This is a genomic window from Niallia oryzisoli (assembly GCF_036670025.1).
GTDB classification, from domain to species: Bacteria; Bacillota; Bacilli; order Bacillales; family Cytobacillaceae; genus Bacillus_BD; species Bacillus_BD oryzisoli.
This window is the reverse complement of record NZ_CP137640.1, coordinates 4,961,462-4,979,713: the sequence shown is the minus strand read 5'-3', so window position 1 is coordinate 4,979,713 and position 18,252 is coordinate 4,961,462. Positions and strand designations below refer to the sequence as shown.

Annotated in this window: 15 protein-coding genes and 1 pseudogene; 15 read left to right on the top strand and 1 reads right to left on the bottom strand. The window is 41.5% G+C overall.

Annotated elements, in window-relative coordinates; all coding sequences use genetic code 11:
• Positions 1-267 precede the first annotated feature (267 nt).
• The gene (locus tag R4Z09_RS24975) at positions 268-1,212 is read left to right on the top strand and encodes a cation diffusion facilitator family transporter (RefSeq protein WP_338449394.1); all 945 of its coding nucleotides are present in this window, start codon (positions 268-270) and stop codon (positions 1,210-1,212) included.
• Here R4Z09_RS24975 and R4Z09_RS24970 read toward each other — a convergent pair.
• Positions 1,209-1,526 carry a metalloregulator ArsR/SmtB family transcription factor gene (locus R4Z09_RS24970; RefSeq protein ID WP_338449393.1) on the bottom strand — a complete coding sequence of 106 codons (318 nt, stop codon included), beginning with the start codon at positions 1,524-1,526 and terminating at the stop codon, positions 1,209-1,211. The genes R4Z09_RS24975 and R4Z09_RS24970 overlap by 4 nt on opposite strands.
• A 291-nt stretch (positions 1,527-1,817) precedes the next feature.
• Here R4Z09_RS24970 and R4Z09_RS24965 point away from each other — a divergent pair, with 291 nt between their 5' ends.
• From R4Z09_RS24965 to hisG, 14 genes and pseudogenes are all read left to right on the top strand, one after another.
• Positions 1,818-3,146, top strand: a complete 1,329-nt coding sequence (locus R4Z09_RS24965; protein ID WP_338453352.1) for a hemolysin family protein — start codon at positions 1,818-1,820, stop codon at positions 3,144-3,146.
• Between the two features lie 88 nt (positions 3,147-3,234).
• On the top strand, positions 3,235-3,468 hold the full coding sequence (locus R4Z09_RS24960; RefSeq protein ID WP_338449392.1) for a CsbA family protein: 234 nt from the start codon (positions 3,235-3,237) through the stop codon (positions 3,466-3,468).
• A 244-nt stretch (positions 3,469-3,712) separates the two neighbouring features.
• Positions 3,713-5,692, top strand: a complete 1,980-nt coding sequence (gene uvrB / locus R4Z09_RS24955; RefSeq protein ID WP_338449391.1) for an excinuclease ABC subunit UvrB — start codon at positions 3,713-3,715, stop codon at positions 5,690-5,692.
• Between the two features lie 7 nt (positions 5,693-5,699).
• Positions 5,700-8,561, top strand: a complete 2,862-nt coding sequence (gene uvrA, locus R4Z09_RS24950; RefSeq protein ID WP_338449390.1) for an excinuclease ABC subunit UvrA — start codon at positions 5,700-5,702, stop codon at positions 8,559-8,561.
• Between the two features lie 103 nt (positions 8,562-8,664).
• Positions 8,665-9,774, top strand: coding sequence for a DUF4097 domain-containing protein (locus R4Z09_RS24945; protein ID WP_338449389.1), 1,110 nt, complete (start codon positions 8,665-8,667; stop codon positions 9,772-9,774).
• A gap of 88 nt (positions 9,775-9,862) precedes the next feature.
• Positions 9,863-10,225, top strand: coding sequence for a phage holin family protein (locus R4Z09_RS24940; RefSeq protein WP_338449388.1), 363 nt, complete (start codon positions 9,863-9,865; stop codon positions 10,223-10,225).
• Positions 10,226-10,409: 184 nt separating this feature from the next.
• Positions 10,410-11,342, top strand: a complete 933-nt coding sequence (gene hprK, locus R4Z09_RS24935) for an HPr(Ser) kinase/phosphatase (protein WP_338449387.1) — start codon at positions 10,410-10,412, stop codon at positions 11,340-11,342.
• A 326-nt stretch (positions 11,343-11,668) separates the two neighbouring features.
• Positions 11,669-12,822 (top strand): annotated as a pseudogene (locus tag R4Z09_RS24930) (RNA-guided endonuclease InsQ/TnpB family protein).
• Between the two features lie 166 nt (positions 12,823-12,988).
• The gene (gene lgt / locus R4Z09_RS24925) at positions 12,989-13,807 is read left to right on the top strand and encodes a prolipoprotein diacylglyceryl transferase (RefSeq protein WP_338453351.1); all 819 of its coding nucleotides are present in this window, start codon (positions 12,989-12,991) and stop codon (positions 13,805-13,807) included.
• A 48-nt stretch (positions 13,808-13,855) separates the two neighbouring features.
• A complete protein-coding gene (locus R4Z09_RS24920) occupies positions 13,856-14,812 on the top strand; it encodes a nucleoside recognition domain-containing protein (protein ID WP_338449386.1) in 957 nt (318 codons plus the stop codon).
• Positions 14,802-15,452: a pyrophosphatase PpaX gene (ppaX, locus tag R4Z09_RS24915; RefSeq protein WP_338449385.1), complete on the top strand. Its 651-nt coding sequence runs from the start codon at positions 14,802-14,804 to the stop codon at positions 15,450-15,452. Before R4Z09_RS24920 ends, ppaX begins: the two co-directional genes overlap by 11 nt.
• Entirely contained in the window at positions 15,449-15,952 is a 504-nt protein-coding gene (locus tag R4Z09_RS24910; protein ID WP_338449384.1) for an acyltransferase, read from the top strand. Before ppaX ends, R4Z09_RS24910 begins: the two co-directional genes overlap by 4 nt.
• Positions 15,953-16,425: 473 nt before the next feature.
• Positions 16,426-17,613 (top strand): ATP phosphoribosyltransferase regulatory subunit, encoded by a 1,188-nt coding sequence (locus R4Z09_RS24905; RefSeq protein ID WP_338449383.1) that lies wholly within the window; start codon positions 16,426-16,428, stop codon positions 17,611-17,613.
• On the top strand, positions 17,610-18,251 hold the full coding sequence (hisG, locus tag R4Z09_RS24900) for an ATP phosphoribosyltransferase (RefSeq protein ID WP_338449382.1): 642 nt from the start codon (positions 17,610-17,612) through the stop codon (positions 18,249-18,251). The genes R4Z09_RS24905 and hisG overlap by 4 nt, the downstream gene beginning before the upstream one ends.
• Position 18,252: the final 1 nt, after the last annotated feature.

Sequence of the window (18,252 nt, the reverse complement as noted above, 5' to 3'; positions counted from 1 at the left end):
TATAGTATTGATTCCAACAGTTGATTATATACTCAGCAGGCTTGTATCTAATCTGTGATCATTTCATAATAGAGAGAAGGGAAGCTGTTCGTTATTTACAAGACATACGAGGAACACATAGATATAGGAAAAGTAACAAAATTCAAAAAAATGGGCAAACCACGACTATTTTTAGTTGAACTTTTATCTAATCTCAATCATAATATATATGAGCATATATTCATATATGAAAATAGAAAGAATTCTATTAAGAAAGCAGGGATTGCAATGGGCCACCATCACGGTCATTCGCATGGACATTCTCACGGTCATCACCATGGACACCATCATCATGGGCATTCTGCAAATAAAAAAGCGTTATTACTGTCATTTCTTCTCATTTCTATCTTTATGATAGTGGAGGTAATTGGCGGATTACTGACAAACAGTCTCGCCTTGCTTGCTGACGCTGGTCATATGCTCAGCGATGCAGCGGCACTCGGGCTTAGCTTCTTTGCCCTTAAATTAGGGGAAAAAGCGGCATCGCAATCCAATACGTACGGATATAAACGGTTTGAAATCATTGCCGCTGCCTTAAACGGACTGACGTTAATCATCATTTCATTATATATTTTTTACGAAGCGTTTCAGCGCTTTGCGAATCCACCTGAAGTACAAAGCGTAGGGATGCTCTCGATTTCAGCAATTGGCTTACTTGTTAACATCATTGCGGCTTGGATTTTAATGCGCGGAGATAAGGATGAAAACTTAAATGTAAGAAGTGCTTTTCTTCACGTATTAGGAGACATGCTTGGATCTGTAGGTGCAATTGTAGCGGCACTCTTGATGATTTTCTTTGGCTGGGGAATGGCCGACCCAATCGCAAGTTTGATTGTAGCTGTTTTAATTATTATCAGCGGCTGGAGAGTGACGAAGGATTCTTTCCATATCTTAATGGAAGGAGCACCTACTCAAATCAAACTGGAGGATGTAAAGGCCGCACTAGGAAAGATTGCTGGAGTGACAGAGGTTCATGATCTCCATATTTGGTCCATCACTTCAGGGATGCCGATGCTGAGCTGTCATATTGCCATATCAGAAAATGGCGTTCATGACCAAATTTTGGAGCAGGCCCAGGGGATTCTCCATGACGATTTCGGTATTGAACATAGCACCATTCAAGTGGAAAGAAATGAATTGGGATGCCCAAACCCTCATCAAGGCTGTAATTAATGGTGGGCATGCTCGATCGTTTGCTTTAAAATATCCATGACGTGCTCATCATCATACGTATAGTATAATGTCGTCCCTTCGCGGCGGAATGTAACTAAACGTAAATTTTTCAAAAAACGCAGCTGGTGGGATACAGTCGATTGAAGCAGGGATAATTTCTCAGCAATCTCATTGACGGAATGTTCACCGGAAAATAATAAATGTAAAATTCGAATTCGGGTTGGGTCCGATAAAGCTTTAAAGGTTTGCGAAACAATAAAGAGCGTTTCTTCATCAAGCTCTTTGATTTCTTCGATTGGGTTTTCGTTTTCCATTGGAACCACCTCCTGAAACTATTATAACGATTTTAAAAATAAAAATCATGGGTAGCTTAATTCGCCTAATGATTTTTTTATTTTGTTGTGAAGATTTTTGTACCAGTTACATCGCTTTCCGCAGGTAAGACAAACCTAATTTTCATAGGAAATCATGCTGTTTCTTTTCATCTTTATTTCTTAGTAGTAAAATAAGAATAAGATGAGTTGTTTCTTTACAGCACGGCACTGCAAATTTTATGTGACGGCTGAATATTCAAGGAGGTGAACCTTCACGACGTGAAGGATGAATTGGACGGTATAAACTTACTCATTCTTGTTATATTAATTGCCTTAACGGCTTTTTTTGTTGCAGCAGAGTTTTCAATCATACGAGTGAGAAGGACAAGAATTAATCAATTGGTTGAAGAAGGAAATAAAAAAGCGATTGCTGCGCATAAGATAACGAGTAATTTAGATGAATATCTATCAACCTGTCAATTGGGAATTACCGTTACGGCATTGGGAATAGGATGGCTTGGGGAACCGACAGTCGCCCATGTGATTGACCCGATCTTTGAAAGCATGCCGATTCCGGCTTCGGTATCAGGGACCATCTCTTTCGTCATTGCCTTCTCTTTGATCACTTTTCTAAATGTAGTTGTCGGAGAATTAGCACCAAAATCATTTGCGATTCAAAAAAGCGAAGGGATTACGCTGGCGGTCGCCAAGCCGTTAGTTTGGTTTAACCACTTAACCTATCCGCTTGTGTGGTTTATGAATCATTCCGCACGTTTTATTACCAAACTATTTGGGATAAAAAATGTATCGGAAAATGAACTATCGCGCTCAGAGGATGAACTGCGGATCATACTTTCCGAAAGCTATGAAAGCGGAGAAATTAATCAATCGGAATATAAATATGTAACGAATATCTTTGATTTCGATGAGCGGATTGCCAAGGAGATTATGGTGCCAAGGACTGAAATGGTCGCCATTTCAACGGATGCAACGAAACAAGAAGTCATTGAAATTATGGAACAGGAAAAGTACACACGCTACCCTGTTGCAGAAGGCGGTGATAAAGACCGGATTGTCGGAATCATTCATATAAAGGATCCATTAACGGCCTGGGTGGACAACCCTGATGCGAAAATCAGCGATTTTGTCAAACCAGTTGTCTCCGTCATTGAAACGATTCCGATCCATGATCTATTACTCTTACTGCAAAAGGAACGCGGCTATATGGCGATCCTGCATGATGAATATGGCGGAACGGCCGGGCTGATCACGATGGAAGATATGATCGAAGAAATCGTTGGGGAAATTCGTGATGAGTTTGATGCTGACGAAGTGCCTGAAATCAGGAAAAAGGGTGAAGGACATTACATCTTTGATGCAAAGCTTCTCATTTCAGAAGTTAATGACCTGCTGGGAACTCATTTTGATGAAGAGATTGTTGATACGATCGGCGGCTGGTTTTTAAATCAAAAATATGATGTGAAATTAGGCGATGTCATCGAAGCAGAGGGGTATCAATTTACAATCCAAGAGATCGATCAACAGCATATTTTATTTATTGAAGTTGAAAAATTGGCGGAAACGGATTTACCGGTTGAAACACTGGAAGAGGTGAAATAGTCCCGGTAGACAGGAGTCCTCAGTTTGCGAAAAACGCGGCTCTTGCCCCCGGGACTTAATAAACGCCACTAGGAGCAGGTGATGTTGATTGTTTTTAAAATTTTTATCAGCCCTTTTTTTACCGGGTTTACTGGTAGTATGGTTTACAAGGGTAACATACAACCGCGTACTGGCCCTTGTTTTGACGGTGGCATTAATCGCAGCCTCTGTATATAAAGGATATACCCATACGATGTGGCTGATTGTCGTAGATGCCTTTTCCTTAACCGTCGGCTTTTGGTACGGAGCTCGAATCAAACAAAGAATGAAGCATTCATCATAAGAAAAGACCTGTCACCATAAAAGAGGAGGCAGGTTTTTTGTCATTTGGAGGCTCGGCGGTCGCCTAAGGTGCGCGAAGTTCCTGGAACGGAAATCAACATCCTAGTTTAACAGAATTTTGAAAAAGGAATGTCTGTTCGCTTTAAATGTGGTTTGTTTTTATGTCATTGTGGTAGAATGGGAATAGCTGAAAAATTTGGATACGGATGAAGATAGATAGTCATGGAAGAATGGGAGGAAAGCACGTGAAGGATCAATTTCAATTAGTATCAAAGTATAGGCCCCAAGGGGATCAACCGGGGGCCATCAGAAAACTCGTTGAGGGCATTCAAGCTGGGAAACGTCATCAAACATTGCTCGGTGCAACAGGAACAGGAAAAACATTTACGGTTTCAAATGTCATAGAAGCCGTAAATAAACCAACATTGATCATCGCCCATAATAAAACCCTCGCAGGACAACTGTACAGTGAATTCAAAGAGTTTTTTCCAAACAATGCGGTCGAGTATTTTGTCAGTTACTACGATTATTTCCAACCGGAAGCCTATGTTCCGTCGACAGATACGTTTATTGAGAAGGATGCCAGTATTAATGATGAAATCGATAAGCTGCGCCACTCGGCAACATCCGCATTATTTGAACGGAAGGATGTTATCATCATTGCGAGTGTTTCCTGTATCTATGGTTTGGGTTCGCCGGAGGAATATCGAGACCTGGTCGTTTCCTTGCGTGTCGGCATGGAAATTGAACGAAACCAGCTTCTCCACAAGCTTGTTGATATCCAATATGACCGCAATGATCTCAATTTCATTCGCGGTACATTCCGCGTGCGCGGTGATGTCGTGGAAATCTTCCCGGCCTCAAGGGATGAACATTGCCTAAGAATCGAATTTTTCGGCGATGAGATTGACCGGATTCGTGAAGTGGACGCCTTAACAGGAGAAATTATGGGGGAGAGAGAACATGTAGCCATATTCCCAGCATCCCACTTCGTTACCCGCGAAGAAAAATTGCTGGTCGCCATACAAAATATTGAGAAGGAGCTTGAGGAAAGACTAGCAGAGCTCCGTGAAAATGATAAATTATTAGAGGCTCAGCGTCTTGAACAGCGGACGCGTTATGATTTGGAAATGATGAGAGAAATGGGGTTCTGTTCAGGAATTGAAAACTATTCCCGTCACCTTACGTTAAGGCCGCCGGGTTCAACACCATACACTCTTTTGGATTATTTCCCTGAGGACTTTCTTATTGTCATTGATGAATCACATGTTACGCTCCCGCAAATCCGCGGCATGTATAACGGTGATCAGGCAAGAAAGCAGGTGCTCGTAGACCACGGCTTCCGTCTACCGTCTGCGCTTGACAACCGCCCGCTTATTTTTTCCGAATTCGAAAAGCATATCAAAAACATTGTCTTTGTATCGGCAACGCCTGGTCCGTATGAGCAGGAGCATACGCCGGAAATGATTGAGCAAATTATCCGTCCAACTGGTTTATTGGATCCGGTTATTTCTGTTCGACCGATTGAAGGGCAGATTGATGATTTGATTGCGGAAATTAATGATCGGGTTGAAAAAAATGAGCGTGTCCTTGTTACGACCCTGACGAAAAAAATGTCCGAGGATTTAACCGATTATTTAAAGGAAATCGGTATAAAAGTGAATTATTTACATTCTGAAATAAAAACGCTAGAGCGGATTGAAATTATCCGTGAGCTGCGGTTAGGAAAATATGATGTACTTGTCGGGATCAACCTACTTAGAGAGGGACTTGATATCCCTGAAGTATCACTTGTAGCGATTCTTGATGCAGATAAGGAAGGCTTCCTGCGTTCCGAGCGTTCGCTGATTCAGACGATTGGCCGTGCTGCCCGTAATGCGAACGGACAGGTAATTATGTATGCGGATAAAATGACCAACTCGATGGAAATCGCGATCAATGAAACAAAACGGCGCCGTGCCATTCAGGAAGAATACAACCAGAAGCACGGTATTACACCGATGACGATTCAAAAGGAAATCCGCGATGTAATCCGCGCAACACATGTGGCCGAAGAGCAGGAAGAATACAATCCGGTTTCAGGACTTGTGAACCTTTCAAAGAAGGAAAAAGAAAAGGTTATTGCCGATATGGAAAAGGAAATGAAAGAAGCAGCCAAAGCATTGAACTTCGAGCGTGCGGCAGAGCTGCGTGATTTAATTTTAGAATTGAAAGCGGAAGGATGACGTATAGATGGCGATGGAGAAACTGATTGTAAAGGGTGCCAGAGCCCATAATTTAAAAAATGTAGATGTCACGATTCCGAGAGATAAGCTTGTTGTGATAACAGGACTTTCCGGTTCAGGAAAGTCCTCGCTTGCCTTTGATACCATTTATGCTGAGGGACAACGGAGATACGTTGAATCTCTATCAGCCTATGCCCGTCAGTTTCTCGGACAGATGGATAAGCCTGATGTCGACTCTATCGAAGGCTTATCACCAGCGATATCGATTGATCAAAAGACGACAAGCAATAATCCGCGTTCAACGGTTGGCACCGTAACAGAAATCTATGATTATATGCGTCTGCTTTTTGCCAGAGTGGGGCATCCAACCTGTCCAACACACGGCATCGAAATAACATCGCAAACGATTGAGCAGATGGTTGACCGCATTATGGAATATCCTGAACGAACGAGGATTCAAATACTAGCTCCGATCATTTCTGGTAAAAAGGGAGCTCATGTCAAGGTCCTGGAGGATATTAAGAAGCAGGGCTATGTAAGGGTTCGGATTGATGAGGAAATGTATGATTTAAGTGAAGATATCGAACTTGAAAAAAATAAAAAGCATTCCATTGATGTGGTCATTGACCGGATTGTTGTGAAAGAAGGGGTAGAAGCGAGACTTGCCGATTCATTGGAATCAGCCTTAAAGCTTGGCGGAGGCAGGGTGAAAATCGATGTCATTGGCGAGGAAGAGCTTTTATTCAGTGAGCATCATGCCTGCCCAGTCTGCGGTTTTTCAATTGCTGCCCTTGAGCCAAGAATGTTTTCTTTTAACAATCCGTTTGGTGCATGCCCTGAGTGTGACGGTCTTGGGGTCAAGAAAAAGGTTGATGTTAATCTTGTGATTCCAAATAAAGATTTAACGTTAAACCAGCATGCGATTGCCCCGTGGGAGCCAGGAAGTTCGCAATACTATCCGCAGCTCTTGAAATGTATTTGTGACCATTATGGAATTGATATGGACGTGCCGGTTAAGGATATACCGCAGCATCAGATGGATAAAATCCTTTATGGCTCGGACGGAGAAAAGATTCGATTTCATTATGAAAATGACTGGGGACAGGTTAGGGATAATGAGATTGAATTTGAAGGGGTTCTCAAAAATGTAGAACGTCGTTTTAGAGATACAAGCTCAGACTATATTCGTGAGCAGATGGACAAATACATGGCTGAGCATCATTGTCCGACCTGTAAAGGCTACAGGCTGAAAAAAGAAACATTAGCCGTTCTGATTGACGGCAGGCATATTGGTGAGGTGACAGACCTTTCCGTTATCGAAAGCTTACAGTTTTTTAGCAGCTTGTCATTGTCTGAAAAGGAAATGCAAATTGCCCATTTGATTTTCCGTGAAATTAAAGAACGTCTCGGTTTTCTTGCCAATGTAGGTCTTGATTATTTAACGTTAAGCCGTATGGCCGGAACCCTGTCAGGGGGAGAGGCCCAGCGGATCCGTTTGGCTACGCAAATCGGTTCGCGCTTAACAGGTGTCCTTTATATTCTCGATGAGCCGTCCATCGGCCTTCATCAGCGGGATAATGACCGCCTGATTGAAACACTGCGAAATATGCGGGATATCGGCAATTCGTTACTTGTCGTTGAACATGACGAGGATACGATGATGGCTGCTGATTATTTAATTGATGTTGGACCGGGGGCAGGGATTCGCGGAGGGGAGATTGTCTCAGCTGGTACACCAAAAGAGGTAATGGAAGACCCTGATTCCTTAACAGGTCAATATTTGTCAGGCAAGAAGTTTATTCCGCTGCCAATTGAACGGCGGAAGCCGGACGGACGCTTCATTGAAATAAAAGGAGCAAAGGAAAACAATTTAAAAAATATTAATGTGAAATTCCCGCTTGGCATGTTTGTGGCAGTCACTGGTGTTTCAGGCTCAGGAAAAAGTACGTTGGTGAATGAAATTTTACATAAAACACTGGCGCAGAAGCTGAATCGAGCTAGAAGCAAACCGGGAGAGTTCCGCTCCATTACTGGTCTTGAGCATTTGGATAAAGTGATTGATATTGATCAAACCCCGATTGGCAGAACTCCGCGATCAAACCCGGCTACGTACACAGGTGTATTTGATGATATCCGTGATGTATACGCTGCGACGAATGAAGCCAAGGTGCGCGGGTATAAAAAAGGACGCTTCAGCTTTAATGTAAAAGGCGGCAGATGTGAAGCATGCCGCGGTGACGGGATTATTAAAATTGAAATGCACTTTTTACCGGATGTTTATGTTCCATGCGAGGTTTGTCATGGGAAACGTTATAACCGTGAAACCCTTGAAGTGAAATACAAAGGAAAAAACATTTCCGAGATATTAGAAATGACTGTTGAAAATGCAGTAGAATTTTTCGAAAATCATCCAAAAATTAGGCGGAAGCTGCAGACTCTCATGGATGTCGGCCTCGGTTATGTGACACTAGGTCAGCCGGCAACGACACTGTCCGGCGGTGAAGCGCAGCGGGTGAAGCTTGCTTCTGAATTGCATAGAAGATCAACAGGCCGCTCCTTCTATATTTTAGATGAGCCGACAACAGGGCTCCATGTTGATGATATTTCACGCCTTTTAGTGGTTTTGGAGCGCCTGGTAGAAAACGGTGATACCGTCCTTGTCATTGAACATAATTTAGATGTAATTAAGAGGGCTGATTATTTGATCGACCTTGGTCCAGAGGGTGGCGATAAAGGCGGAACGATCATAGCGACCGGAACACCTGAGGAAGTGGCTGAGGTTGCGGAATCCTATACAGGTAAATATCTAAAACCGATTTTGGAACGTGACCGAAAGAGGATGCAGAAACAAATTGAAGTCACTCAATAAGTGGACGTACTCGGCCTCAAGACGTATTCTTATTTAAACTGAAACATATTGTTGTTCATTTCGTATGTATTATATGAAGATGTTTCTCTAGGGAGGAATCATAATGAAGGAACAACGTAAACGAATTTTACAGATGGTTGAAGAAGGAAAGCTGACCGTTGATGATGCTCTTTACTTATTAGAAAAACTGGAAAACTCAACAAAGGAAATGGAAGAAAAACAAGAACAGCTCGTGACAGAGCTGTCAACGGTTGTTCATTCAGAAGAACAAACGAAGCAGGAAAAGCAGTCACAATCCCAGCATAGCTATCAATCCACAAAGGAAAAGATCTTTGAATTTGTGGATTATGCTGTGAAAAAGATAAAAGATCTTGATTTAGATTTGAATTTTGGCAAACGGATGGACATTTCCCATATTTTTCAGCAGACAGATGCTGAGTTTAAAGAAATGGTTGTCGATGTAGCAAATGGAGATGTTCGTGTCATTCCTTGGGATCAAAAGGATGTCCGTATTGAATGTAAAGCCCAGGTATACCGCGGCGATAATCACGATGAAGCAAAAGCAAACTTTTTAAAAGAAGTCACGTTTGCGGTGAAGGATGAACGTCTCTATTTTTCAACAAGACAAAAGTGGATTAAGGTGGAAACGGTTATTTATGTTCCAGAATCGGAATATGAATATGGGGATATCAGGGTTTTCAGCGGAAATGTTGAAAGCAAAAATATCAGCATGAAGAAAATGAAAATCAAAACGGCTAACGGTAAAATCATTATGGATGCCATTAACAGTCAGGAAGTGGATGTGGAGACGGCAAATGGTCTGATTCAATTCATTGGCTGTGAAGTAAAGTCGATTGATGCAGAAACATTAAATGGCCCGATTATGTTGAATGGCGATTTTCGTAAAGTTGAACTGCAGACGTTTAATGGGAATATTCAGTGTAAAACGATTAACCCAGAATGTGAAATGATTGAAGTAAAGACAACAACAGGGAATGTTGAATTGTCGATACCGGAGCAGGCGGCAGTTAACGGCATGCTGAAGTCTAACCTTGGGAATTTCAACGTTGAACTTGAAGGAATCCAAATTATAGACGAGAAAAGTGAGTTTATCCAAAAAACGCTGAATTTTAAAACGGTTAAAGAATCAATCGATCTCCTCCAGCTTAATGCAGATACGAAAACGGGCACGATTTCGGTTCGAAAAGCATAATCATTTAATTTATGTAACAGGATGCTTGAGTTGTGGCTGAAATCGTTTGGAGGAACTTTTTTCAGCTTTGAACATGAGGTGTTAGTATATGGGATGGCTAGCAGGGATTTTGATTAATGCCATATTATTTATCGCTCTTTCCGGTTTTTTCAAAGAGTCTTTTTATATTGAAGGGATTCTTGCAGCCATTGGGGCGAGTTTTGTGTTATCGGTGCTAAATATGATTGTCAGACCAATTCTCGTCATATTAACACTGCCTATAACGGTTTTTACATTAGGTTTATTTTTGTTTGTAATCAATGCCCTCACCTTGATCTTGACAGATCAAATCATGGGCGAATCCTTTGAGATTGAAAGCTTTGGGATGGCATTTGTCATCGCGGTAATCATGTCAATCGTAAATATCATTATTCAAAATTACCTAAACCGAAAAGACGAAAAAAAACATTAACCTTAAAAAAGGCTGAGAAGTAGTAATTGCTATACTGCTTGTCAGCTTTTTTTGTTTTGAAAAAATGAAAATTATTCTTGAAAAGATATAGTCATTTGGTTCTTAGCAAAAAAATGATAAAATAATGTGAAACTTACTATAGGATACAGCCCTTATTTTGTTCATTTATAAAGGAGGCACAAAGTTGGTTAAAGTACGTACGAAAGACGTAATCGAAAAGTTTGATCTTGAGTTGCTTAGTGGTGAAGAGGGGATTAACCGTCCAATCACAACCAGTGATATTTCTAGACCCGGCATTGAACTGGCAGGATATTTTGATTATTATCCCGCAAATCGCATTCAATTAATAGGTATGACAGAGTTGACTTTTGCCAATAAGCTTAACGAAAGCGAACGAGACTACCGCTTAGAAAGGCTTTGTACAGATGTGACTCCGGCAATTATTATTACGAGGGATTTAGAAGCACCTGAAGCACTTCTTGAAGCGTCTGAACGGGAATCGGTGCCGGTTATGCGCTCAAAGCAAAAAACAACCAGATTTTCAGGGCTGTTAACAAATTTCCTTGAAAGCAAGCTGGCACCGACGACAGCAGTACATGGCGTTCTTGTTGATATATATGGGGTTGGCGTGATGATTACAGGGCAAAGCGGTGTAGGTAAGAGTGAAACCGCACTTGAACTTGTTAAACGCGGTCACCGTCTGGTTGCCGATGATTGCGTAGAGATCCGCCAGGAAGACGAAAACACACTAGTGGGTACTTCACCGGAATTAATTGAGCATTTGCTAGAGATTCGCGGATTAGGAATCATCGATGTGATGACCTTGTTTGGTGCGGGCTCTGTTCTTAGTCATAAAAAAATCTCTCTCGTCATCAGCTTGGAAAATTGGGATCAGCAAAAGCAATATGACCGCTTGGGCATTGATGAAGAGAAAGTGAAAATCATTGATACAGATGTAACAAAGATTACGATCCCAGTCCGCCCTGGACGAAACTTAGCGGTTATTATTGAGGTAGCCGCGATGAATTTCCGTTTGAAACGGATGGGTATGAATGCGGCCGAGCAGTTTACCAATCGCCTCAGTCAAGTTATTGATGAGGGAAATAAAGAAATATAATCATATTAATTAACTAAAAGTTGTCAAATGATATTTTTTCCCTCATAGTGGATGATGAAAGCTGTGAACGTTAAAAGGCTGTACGAAATTTAAAAGGAGATTAGAACAGTAGTTAAAAATTTATACAAATAGACACAAAGGCTATCACATGTACTTAAAGTAATTTGTTTGATTCCTCCTCCAATGCATAAACCTGCTTTATTGTTTTAGGCTTCAAATCAGTTACATTTCTATATAAGGTCTTATATTTTAATTATTCGATCATCTCCATTGTATTTTATAGTAAAATTGAACTATAAAATAGCCAAATAAAAAGGGCGATGATCATGAAAAAAGCATATAAGACGGAAATTCTTCTAAATGAAAAACAGCAACAAAAAGTACATCAAACGATTGGTGTCTGTCGTTTTGTTTACAATCTATACCTTACTACTGCGCAAAAACACTATAAAGACACAGGCAAGCACTTGTCAGGCTATGATTTTTCCAAGTGGGTGAATAATGTTCACCCAAACAAACGGATTTCTGGATTAAGGACGTATCCAGTAAAGCAGTGAAAAAGTCCATTATGAACGGAGATCAAGCCTTTAAAAACTTTTTCAAGGGATTAGCTAATTTTCCGAAGTTTAAGAAAAAGAAACATCAAGAGGTTAAAGCCTATTTTCAAAAAAATAATCCGACCGATTTGTCAGTCGAGCGTCACCGAATCAAGGTCCCAACGCTTGGATGGGTTCAATTAAAGGAATATGGCTATATTCCATCAAACGCAAAAGTTATCAGTTGTACTGTTTCACAAAAAGCAAATCGATACTACGTATCTGTTTTATGCGAGGTGGAACAAAAACAGGAGGTTCAGGTCCTCCTTTATGATGGAATCGGGATTGATTTAGGGATTACTGACTTTGCCACATGTAGTCATCATGAGACGTTTAAAAATATCAATAAAACACAGAAGGTAAAAAAACTAGAAAAGAGTCTTAAGCGCAAACAACGAAAGCTAAGTAGAAGTTATGAACAAAATAAAAATCAAAAGCGAGGTGAATTCTGCGCTAAAAACAGGCAGAAACAACTGGTAAAAGTTCAAAAACTGTACGCTAGACTAGCCAACATTCGAAAAGAATATGTTAGATATGTGGTGAATCAGCTGGTGAAAACCAAGCCGGCTTATATCACTATTGAAGATTTAAATGTGAAAGGCATGATGAAAAATCGACATCTATCCAAAACGGTCGCGGGACAAAATTTCAACTATTTTAAAGAATGGCTCACTGCTAAATGTAAGCAGTACGGTATCGAGCTCAGACAAGTAGATCGATTCTATCCATCTTCAAAGCTTTGTTCTTGTTGTAATCACAAGAAAGTGATGTTTAGCTTATCTGAACGAATTTTTACATGTGATGCTTGTGATGCTGAAATGGATCGCGATTTTAATGCCTCTTTAAATCTGAAGTATGCGAAGGAATACACAGTTTTAACTTAACTAATCTGTGTATATGTACGGTCGGCTAGATCGGAATTAACGCCTGTGGAGTGTTACACCAACCGTAGTAGCGAGCAATCGGAGAGACGGGACACGAAGAAGCAGGAATATGTCTAGCGTAGACAGATGTATACTATTGTCTATGTTTTTAGTAGCAGTTGTAAGAATGGAGGAAAGTATTCAACCGCTTGATCCGATAGCTATTTCGCTTGGACCAATCCAGGTTCATTGGTATGGTGTCATTATCGGAGCAGCCATTGCACTTGGGTTATATATCGCCATTAAGGAATCCGAAAGACGCGGGCTTGATAAGGACATATTCACTGACCTTATGCTTTGGGCCATCCCGATTGCAATTCTATCGGCCCGGACCTATTATGTCTTATTTGAATGGGAATACTATTCGCGTTATCCAGGAGAAATTATTGCCATTTGGAACGGGGGACTGGCCATCCACGGTGCATTAATCGGCTCGGTCATTACTGCCATTGTTTTCACTAGAAAGAGAAATGTTTCTTTTTGGAAGATAGCCGATATTGCTGCACCAAGTATTATTTTAGGGCAGGCAATTGGCAGATGGGGAAATTTTATGAACCAGGAAGCACACGGCGGAGAAGTGAGCCGTACCTTTCTTGAAAACCTGCATTTACCGGAATTTATTATTAATCAAATGTATATTAACGGTGCCTATTACCATCCAACCTTTTTATACGAATCTGTTTGGAATTTGTTAGGTTTTATTCTCTTAATGCTATTAAGAAGAGTAAATCTGCGCCAAGGTGAGCTATTTTTAACATATGTTATTTGGTATTCAATTGGCCGATTCTTTGTCGAGGGCATGAGAACAGACAGTTTAATGCTGACAGAGACCCTTCGAATGGCTCAAACCATTTCAGTTGCACTAATTCTGCTTGCTGTTGGACTGCTTATATATAGAAGAGTAAAGGGATATGCAGATGTTCGCTATTTAGATAACCAGAAGTAAATTAGGAGAGTTTTCTCTGAGGACAACTGGGAGAAGGAAGATGAGAAAATGCTAGGAACTTTTAAAAGAGGTTTTATGGTTGGACTTCGGGTGACATGGACGTTTGGGAAAATCATCTTTCCTATTACACTAATGATCACGATTCTTCAGCACACCCCAGTCCTGCCTTGGATTATAGATAAAATTGCGCCGTTTATGAGCTTATTCGGTCTATCCGGGGATGCGGCCATACCGCTTGTGCTCGGGAATGCACTTAATATTTATGCAGCAATCGGGTCGATTTTATCACTTGATTTTACTGTAAAAGAAGTGTTTATAATCGCGGTCATGCTGTCTTTTTCTCACAGCATGATCCTGGAGTCGGGGGTTGCCTTAAAGACAGGAGTAAAGCTGTGGATCGTTCTGCTTGTCCGCGTCAGCCTTGCCATTATTTCAGCAGTTATTATTAATTTGTTGTGGCAGGGCGGTTCGGAACAGGCGCAATATGGCTTTGTTTCCGCTTCGCAAAGCAATGAAGCAGTAACAGGCTGGATCGAAATCGGGGCGGCTGGTCTGCAGTCTGCCATCTTGGGTGTGGTTCAGCTGGCGATCATTGTCATCCCGCTGATGATCGGAATCCAAATTTTGAAGGATTTGAAATGGATTGATGTTTTTTCCAAGTGGATGGCACCTGTCACACGTTCCCTAGGGATGAATCCAAATACGTCTACAACACTGGCTGCTGGATTATTGCTTGGTCTTGCCTACGGGGCAGGGGTTATGATTCAGGCTGTCAAAGAGGATGGCGTCAGCAAGAAGGATTTGACGATTGCGTTCATTTTTCTTTCTGCCTGTCACGCGGTAATTGAGGATACACTTATTTTCGCTCCTTTGGGCATCCCAGTGCTGCCGCTCTTGTTGATTCGTTTGGTGGTGGCAATCGTGCTGACGGCTTCTGTAGCGCTTATTTGGAATAAATTTATTATCGCAAAGACAAGGAGTAAAGAAATAACCTATGAGCAATAAAATTACAACATTATTATTTGATTTAGATGGAACATTAGTGGATACAAATGAATTGATTTTTTCTTCCTTTCAGCATACGTTAGACCTATATTATCCTGGTCAATACACACGGGAGGATATTTTACCATTTTTCGGACCATCTCTTACAAGTACGTTCTACGGTATTAATGGGGAAAAGGCCGAAGAGATGATCGAAGTATACCAAGCACACAATAAGGCACACCATGATGAGCTTGTTACGATATTTCCAACCGTGTTGGAAACAATTAAGCAGCTAAAAGAAAGCGGCTATAAGCTTGGAGTTGTCACAACGAAAAGAACAGAAGTAGCGAAAATGGGATTGGAACTGACAAAGCTGACTCCCTATTTCGATGTTTTCATTGCGTTTGAAGATGTGGAAAAAACAAAGCCAGATCCTGAGGCTCTTTTTAAAGCAATTGAAATGCTTGATTCTCGTCCAGAAGAAGCAATCATGGTCGGTGATAATTTTCATGATATCCTTGCTGGGAAATATGCCGGCATGAAAACAGCAGGTGTTTCTTGGACGATCAAAGGCGTTGATTATTTGAAATCATATGAACCTGATTATATCCTCGAAACCATGAGCGACTTATTGGATATTGTTGAGGGAAAAAGATGAGAAACACGGATCGGTATCCGGTAGAGGGCCCCAATTCACTCTGGCATGTCTACAAAACCGTTCCGTTCTGGAAGGTTATCAAAAATTTTGTCGTTATTCAAGCGGCCCGCTACAGTCCATTTCTCGGTCTGAAAAATTGGCTGTATAAGCATTTTTTAGGAATGAAGGTAGGCGATCAAACCTCGTTTGCCTTGATGGTGATGCTGGATATTATGTTCCCTGAGAAAATCAGTGTAGGAAGGAATACCGTAATCGGCTACAACACGACGATCCTTGCTCATGAATATTTAATTAAGGAGTATCGTCTGGGAGATGTGAAAATTGGCAGCGAAGTGATGATTGGGGCCAATTCAACGATTCTCCCCGGTGTAACCATTGGGGACGGTGCCATCGTTTCAGCAGGCACCCTCGTCCATAAAGATGTACCTGCTGGAGCCTTTGTCGGAGGAAATCCAATGAGAATCATAAGAGAAGATGCTCAAGAGGTACTGCAAGAATAGAGCATCCCCTTGGCGCTTATATCTTGTTTCGAAAGAGTATAAACGCCAATCCTATTGGATGAAAGGTGACAGACGCCCCAAGTGGTGACTGTCACCTTTTTTGTCTTTTTGCGGTGTCAGGCACCATAAAAAGACAGATTCGTTCATATTTTTGTGGATGGCGGCCAGTACCAGGAATCAGAAGCTTCATTCTGACAAGGAACAGAGGAAATCTCAAAACTCTGTCACAAAAAGAGCTTTATTCTGAAATGGAGAGGCACAATAAGCAAAAACCTGTCAGAATTTCAGGTGCCCGTAGTACATAAAACCAATAACCACCAACAACAAAAGAATAAAAACCCATCACATAGGGAATAACATTAATTTCCTTGACAAATATCGACCTATAGAGATACAATATCTTCAACTTACTACCACATTAGCGAACTAAAGCGTTTGTCGCTAAGTGTGATGAACAGAGGTGTTCTTAGCAAATGAGCCGTTTATTTATGTTTGAAAAACCACTAGGCATGAGAGACACATTACCAGGATTATATGAGACAAAACACAAAATCCGTCATGCTATCGGAGATGAAATGAAAAAATGGGGCTATCAATTTATTGAAACGCCTGCCTTAGAATACTATGAAACAGTTGGTGCAGCTTCAGCTATCCTTGACCAGCAGCTGTTTAAGCTATTAGATCAGCAGGGACATACACTTGTCCTAAGACCCGATATGACATCACCGATTGCCAGGGTTGCAGCTTCCAAGATGTTAAAGGAAATCACCCCATTACGACTTGCCTACTCTGCGAACGTATATCGTGCCCAGCAGCGCGAAGGCGGACGTCCGGCCGAGTTTGAACAAATCGGCGTTGAATGTATTGGTGATCATACGATTAGCGCGGACGGCGAAGGCATTGCCTTGTTAATATCTGCTTTAGAGGAATCAGGTCTGAAGAATTTTCAATTGTCAGTCGGCCATATTGGCTTCGTAAAGGAATTCTTCACGGATATTCTAGGAACGGAAGACCGCGTAAACGCCCTGACTACCTTTTTATATGAAAAAAATTATGTCGGCTACAGAGAGCATGTGAAACAATTACCATTATCATCGATTGATAAACAACGCCTGTTAGATTTTTTAAACCTAAGGGGCGGTGAAGAGGTAATTGAAGCGGCAAATGCCCTGCTTGAGAACGGCAAGGGACGAACTGATTTAGACAACTTGAAGCAGCTATGGGAAACACTCTCAGACTACGGTCAAGTGGGTGCAAGAGTAAAATTTGATTTAACGCTTGTCAGTCATATGAGCTACTATACTGGAATATTATTTGAGGCTTATGCCGATCAGGTCGGATTTCCAATTGCCAGCGGCGGGCGCTACGATCATTTATTAAGCAAATTTGGGAAAGATACCGGTGCAACCGGATTTGCCATTCGACTTGATCGTTTAATTGAAGCCCTGGGAACGATCCAAGCCCGCGAGCCAGTGCAGTGTATCCTATTCAGTGCAGAGCGGAGAAAGGAAGCCTATGCGTTAGCGAATGAAAAGCGTAAAAGCGGTTTAAAGGTTGTCCTTCAGGATATAAATGGTGTGGAGAATCTCGATGCCAGTACGGAATTATATGAAGAAGTTACGATGTTAGTCGGAAAAGCAGGGAAGGAGTCAGCACAATGAATGAGCCGTTAACAATTGCCATGCCAAAAGGACGCATTTTTGAAGAAGCGGCTGCTTTGCTTCGGGAAGCAGGCTTCAAGCTGCCGCCGGAATTTGATGATTCACGGAAATTAATTATCGATGTGGAAGAGGAGAACTTCCGTTTTATTCTTGCCAAGCCGATGGACGTACCGACCTATGTGGAGCATGGTGTCGCAGACCTTGGAATTGCTGGTAAAGATGTCATGCTTGAGGAAGAACGGGATGTATATGAAGTACTCGATTTAAACATCAGCAAATGCTACTTAGCTGTTGCTGGACTGCCAAATACAAAAATGAATGATGTCGCACCGAAAATTGCCACTAAGTATCCGAATGTTGCTTCAAAATATTTTCGTGAGCAGGGCGAACAGGTTGAAATCATTAAGCTGAACGGTTCGATTGAGTTAGCGCCAATGATTGGCTTGGCTGACCGCATTGTTGATATCGTCTCAACGGGCAGAACATTAGTGGAAAATGGACTTGTAGAATATAAACAGATTGTAGATATTACCTCACGTCTTATCGTCAATCCTGTCAGCTATCGCATGAAGGATAAGCGCATCAGCGAAATCGTGGAACGAATTGCCGAAGTATTGAAGCAAAAAGCTACTGTTTAAA

Excerpts from the sequence above, each read along its gene's own strand:
- R4Z09_RS24975 (WP_338449394.1), top strand. The coding sequence starts at position 268 with ATGGGCCACCATCACGGTCATTCGCATGGACATTCTCACGGTCATCAC.
- R4Z09_RS24970 (WP_338449393.1), bottom strand. The coding sequence starts at position 1,526 with ATGGAAAACGAAAACCCAATCGAAGAAATCAAAGAGCTTGATGAAGAA.
- uvrA (WP_338449390.1), top strand. The coding sequence starts at position 5,700 with ATGGCGATGGAGAAACTGATTGTAAAGGGTGCCAGAGCCCATAATTTA.
- R4Z09_RS24945 (WP_338449389.1), top strand. The coding sequence starts at position 8,665 with ATGAAGGAACAACGTAAACGAATTTTACAGATGGTTGAAGAAGGAAAG.
- R4Z09_RS24940 (WP_338449388.1), top strand. The coding sequence starts at position 9,863 with ATGGGATGGCTAGCAGGGATTTTGATTAATGCCATATTATTTATCGCT.
- lgt (WP_338453351.1), top strand. The coding sequence starts at position 12,989 with ATGGAGGAAAGTATTCAACCGCTTGATCCGATAGCTATTTCGCTTGGA.
- R4Z09_RS24920 (WP_338449386.1), top strand. The coding sequence starts at position 13,856 with ATGCTAGGAACTTTTAAAAGAGGTTTTATGGTTGGACTTCGGGTGACA.
- ppaX (WP_338449385.1), top strand. The coding sequence starts at position 14,802 with ATGAGCAATAAAATTACAACATTATTATTTGATTTAGATGGAACATTA.
- R4Z09_RS24910 (WP_338449384.1), top strand. The coding sequence starts at position 15,449 with ATGAGAAACACGGATCGGTATCCGGTAGAGGGCCCCAATTCACTCTGG.
- R4Z09_RS24905 (WP_338449383.1), top strand. The coding sequence starts at position 16,426 with ATGAGCCGTTTATTTATGTTTGAAAAACCACTAGGCATGAGAGACACA.
- hisG (WP_338449382.1), top strand. The coding sequence starts at position 17,610 with ATGAATGAGCCGTTAACAATTGCCATGCCAAAAGGACGCATTTTTGAA.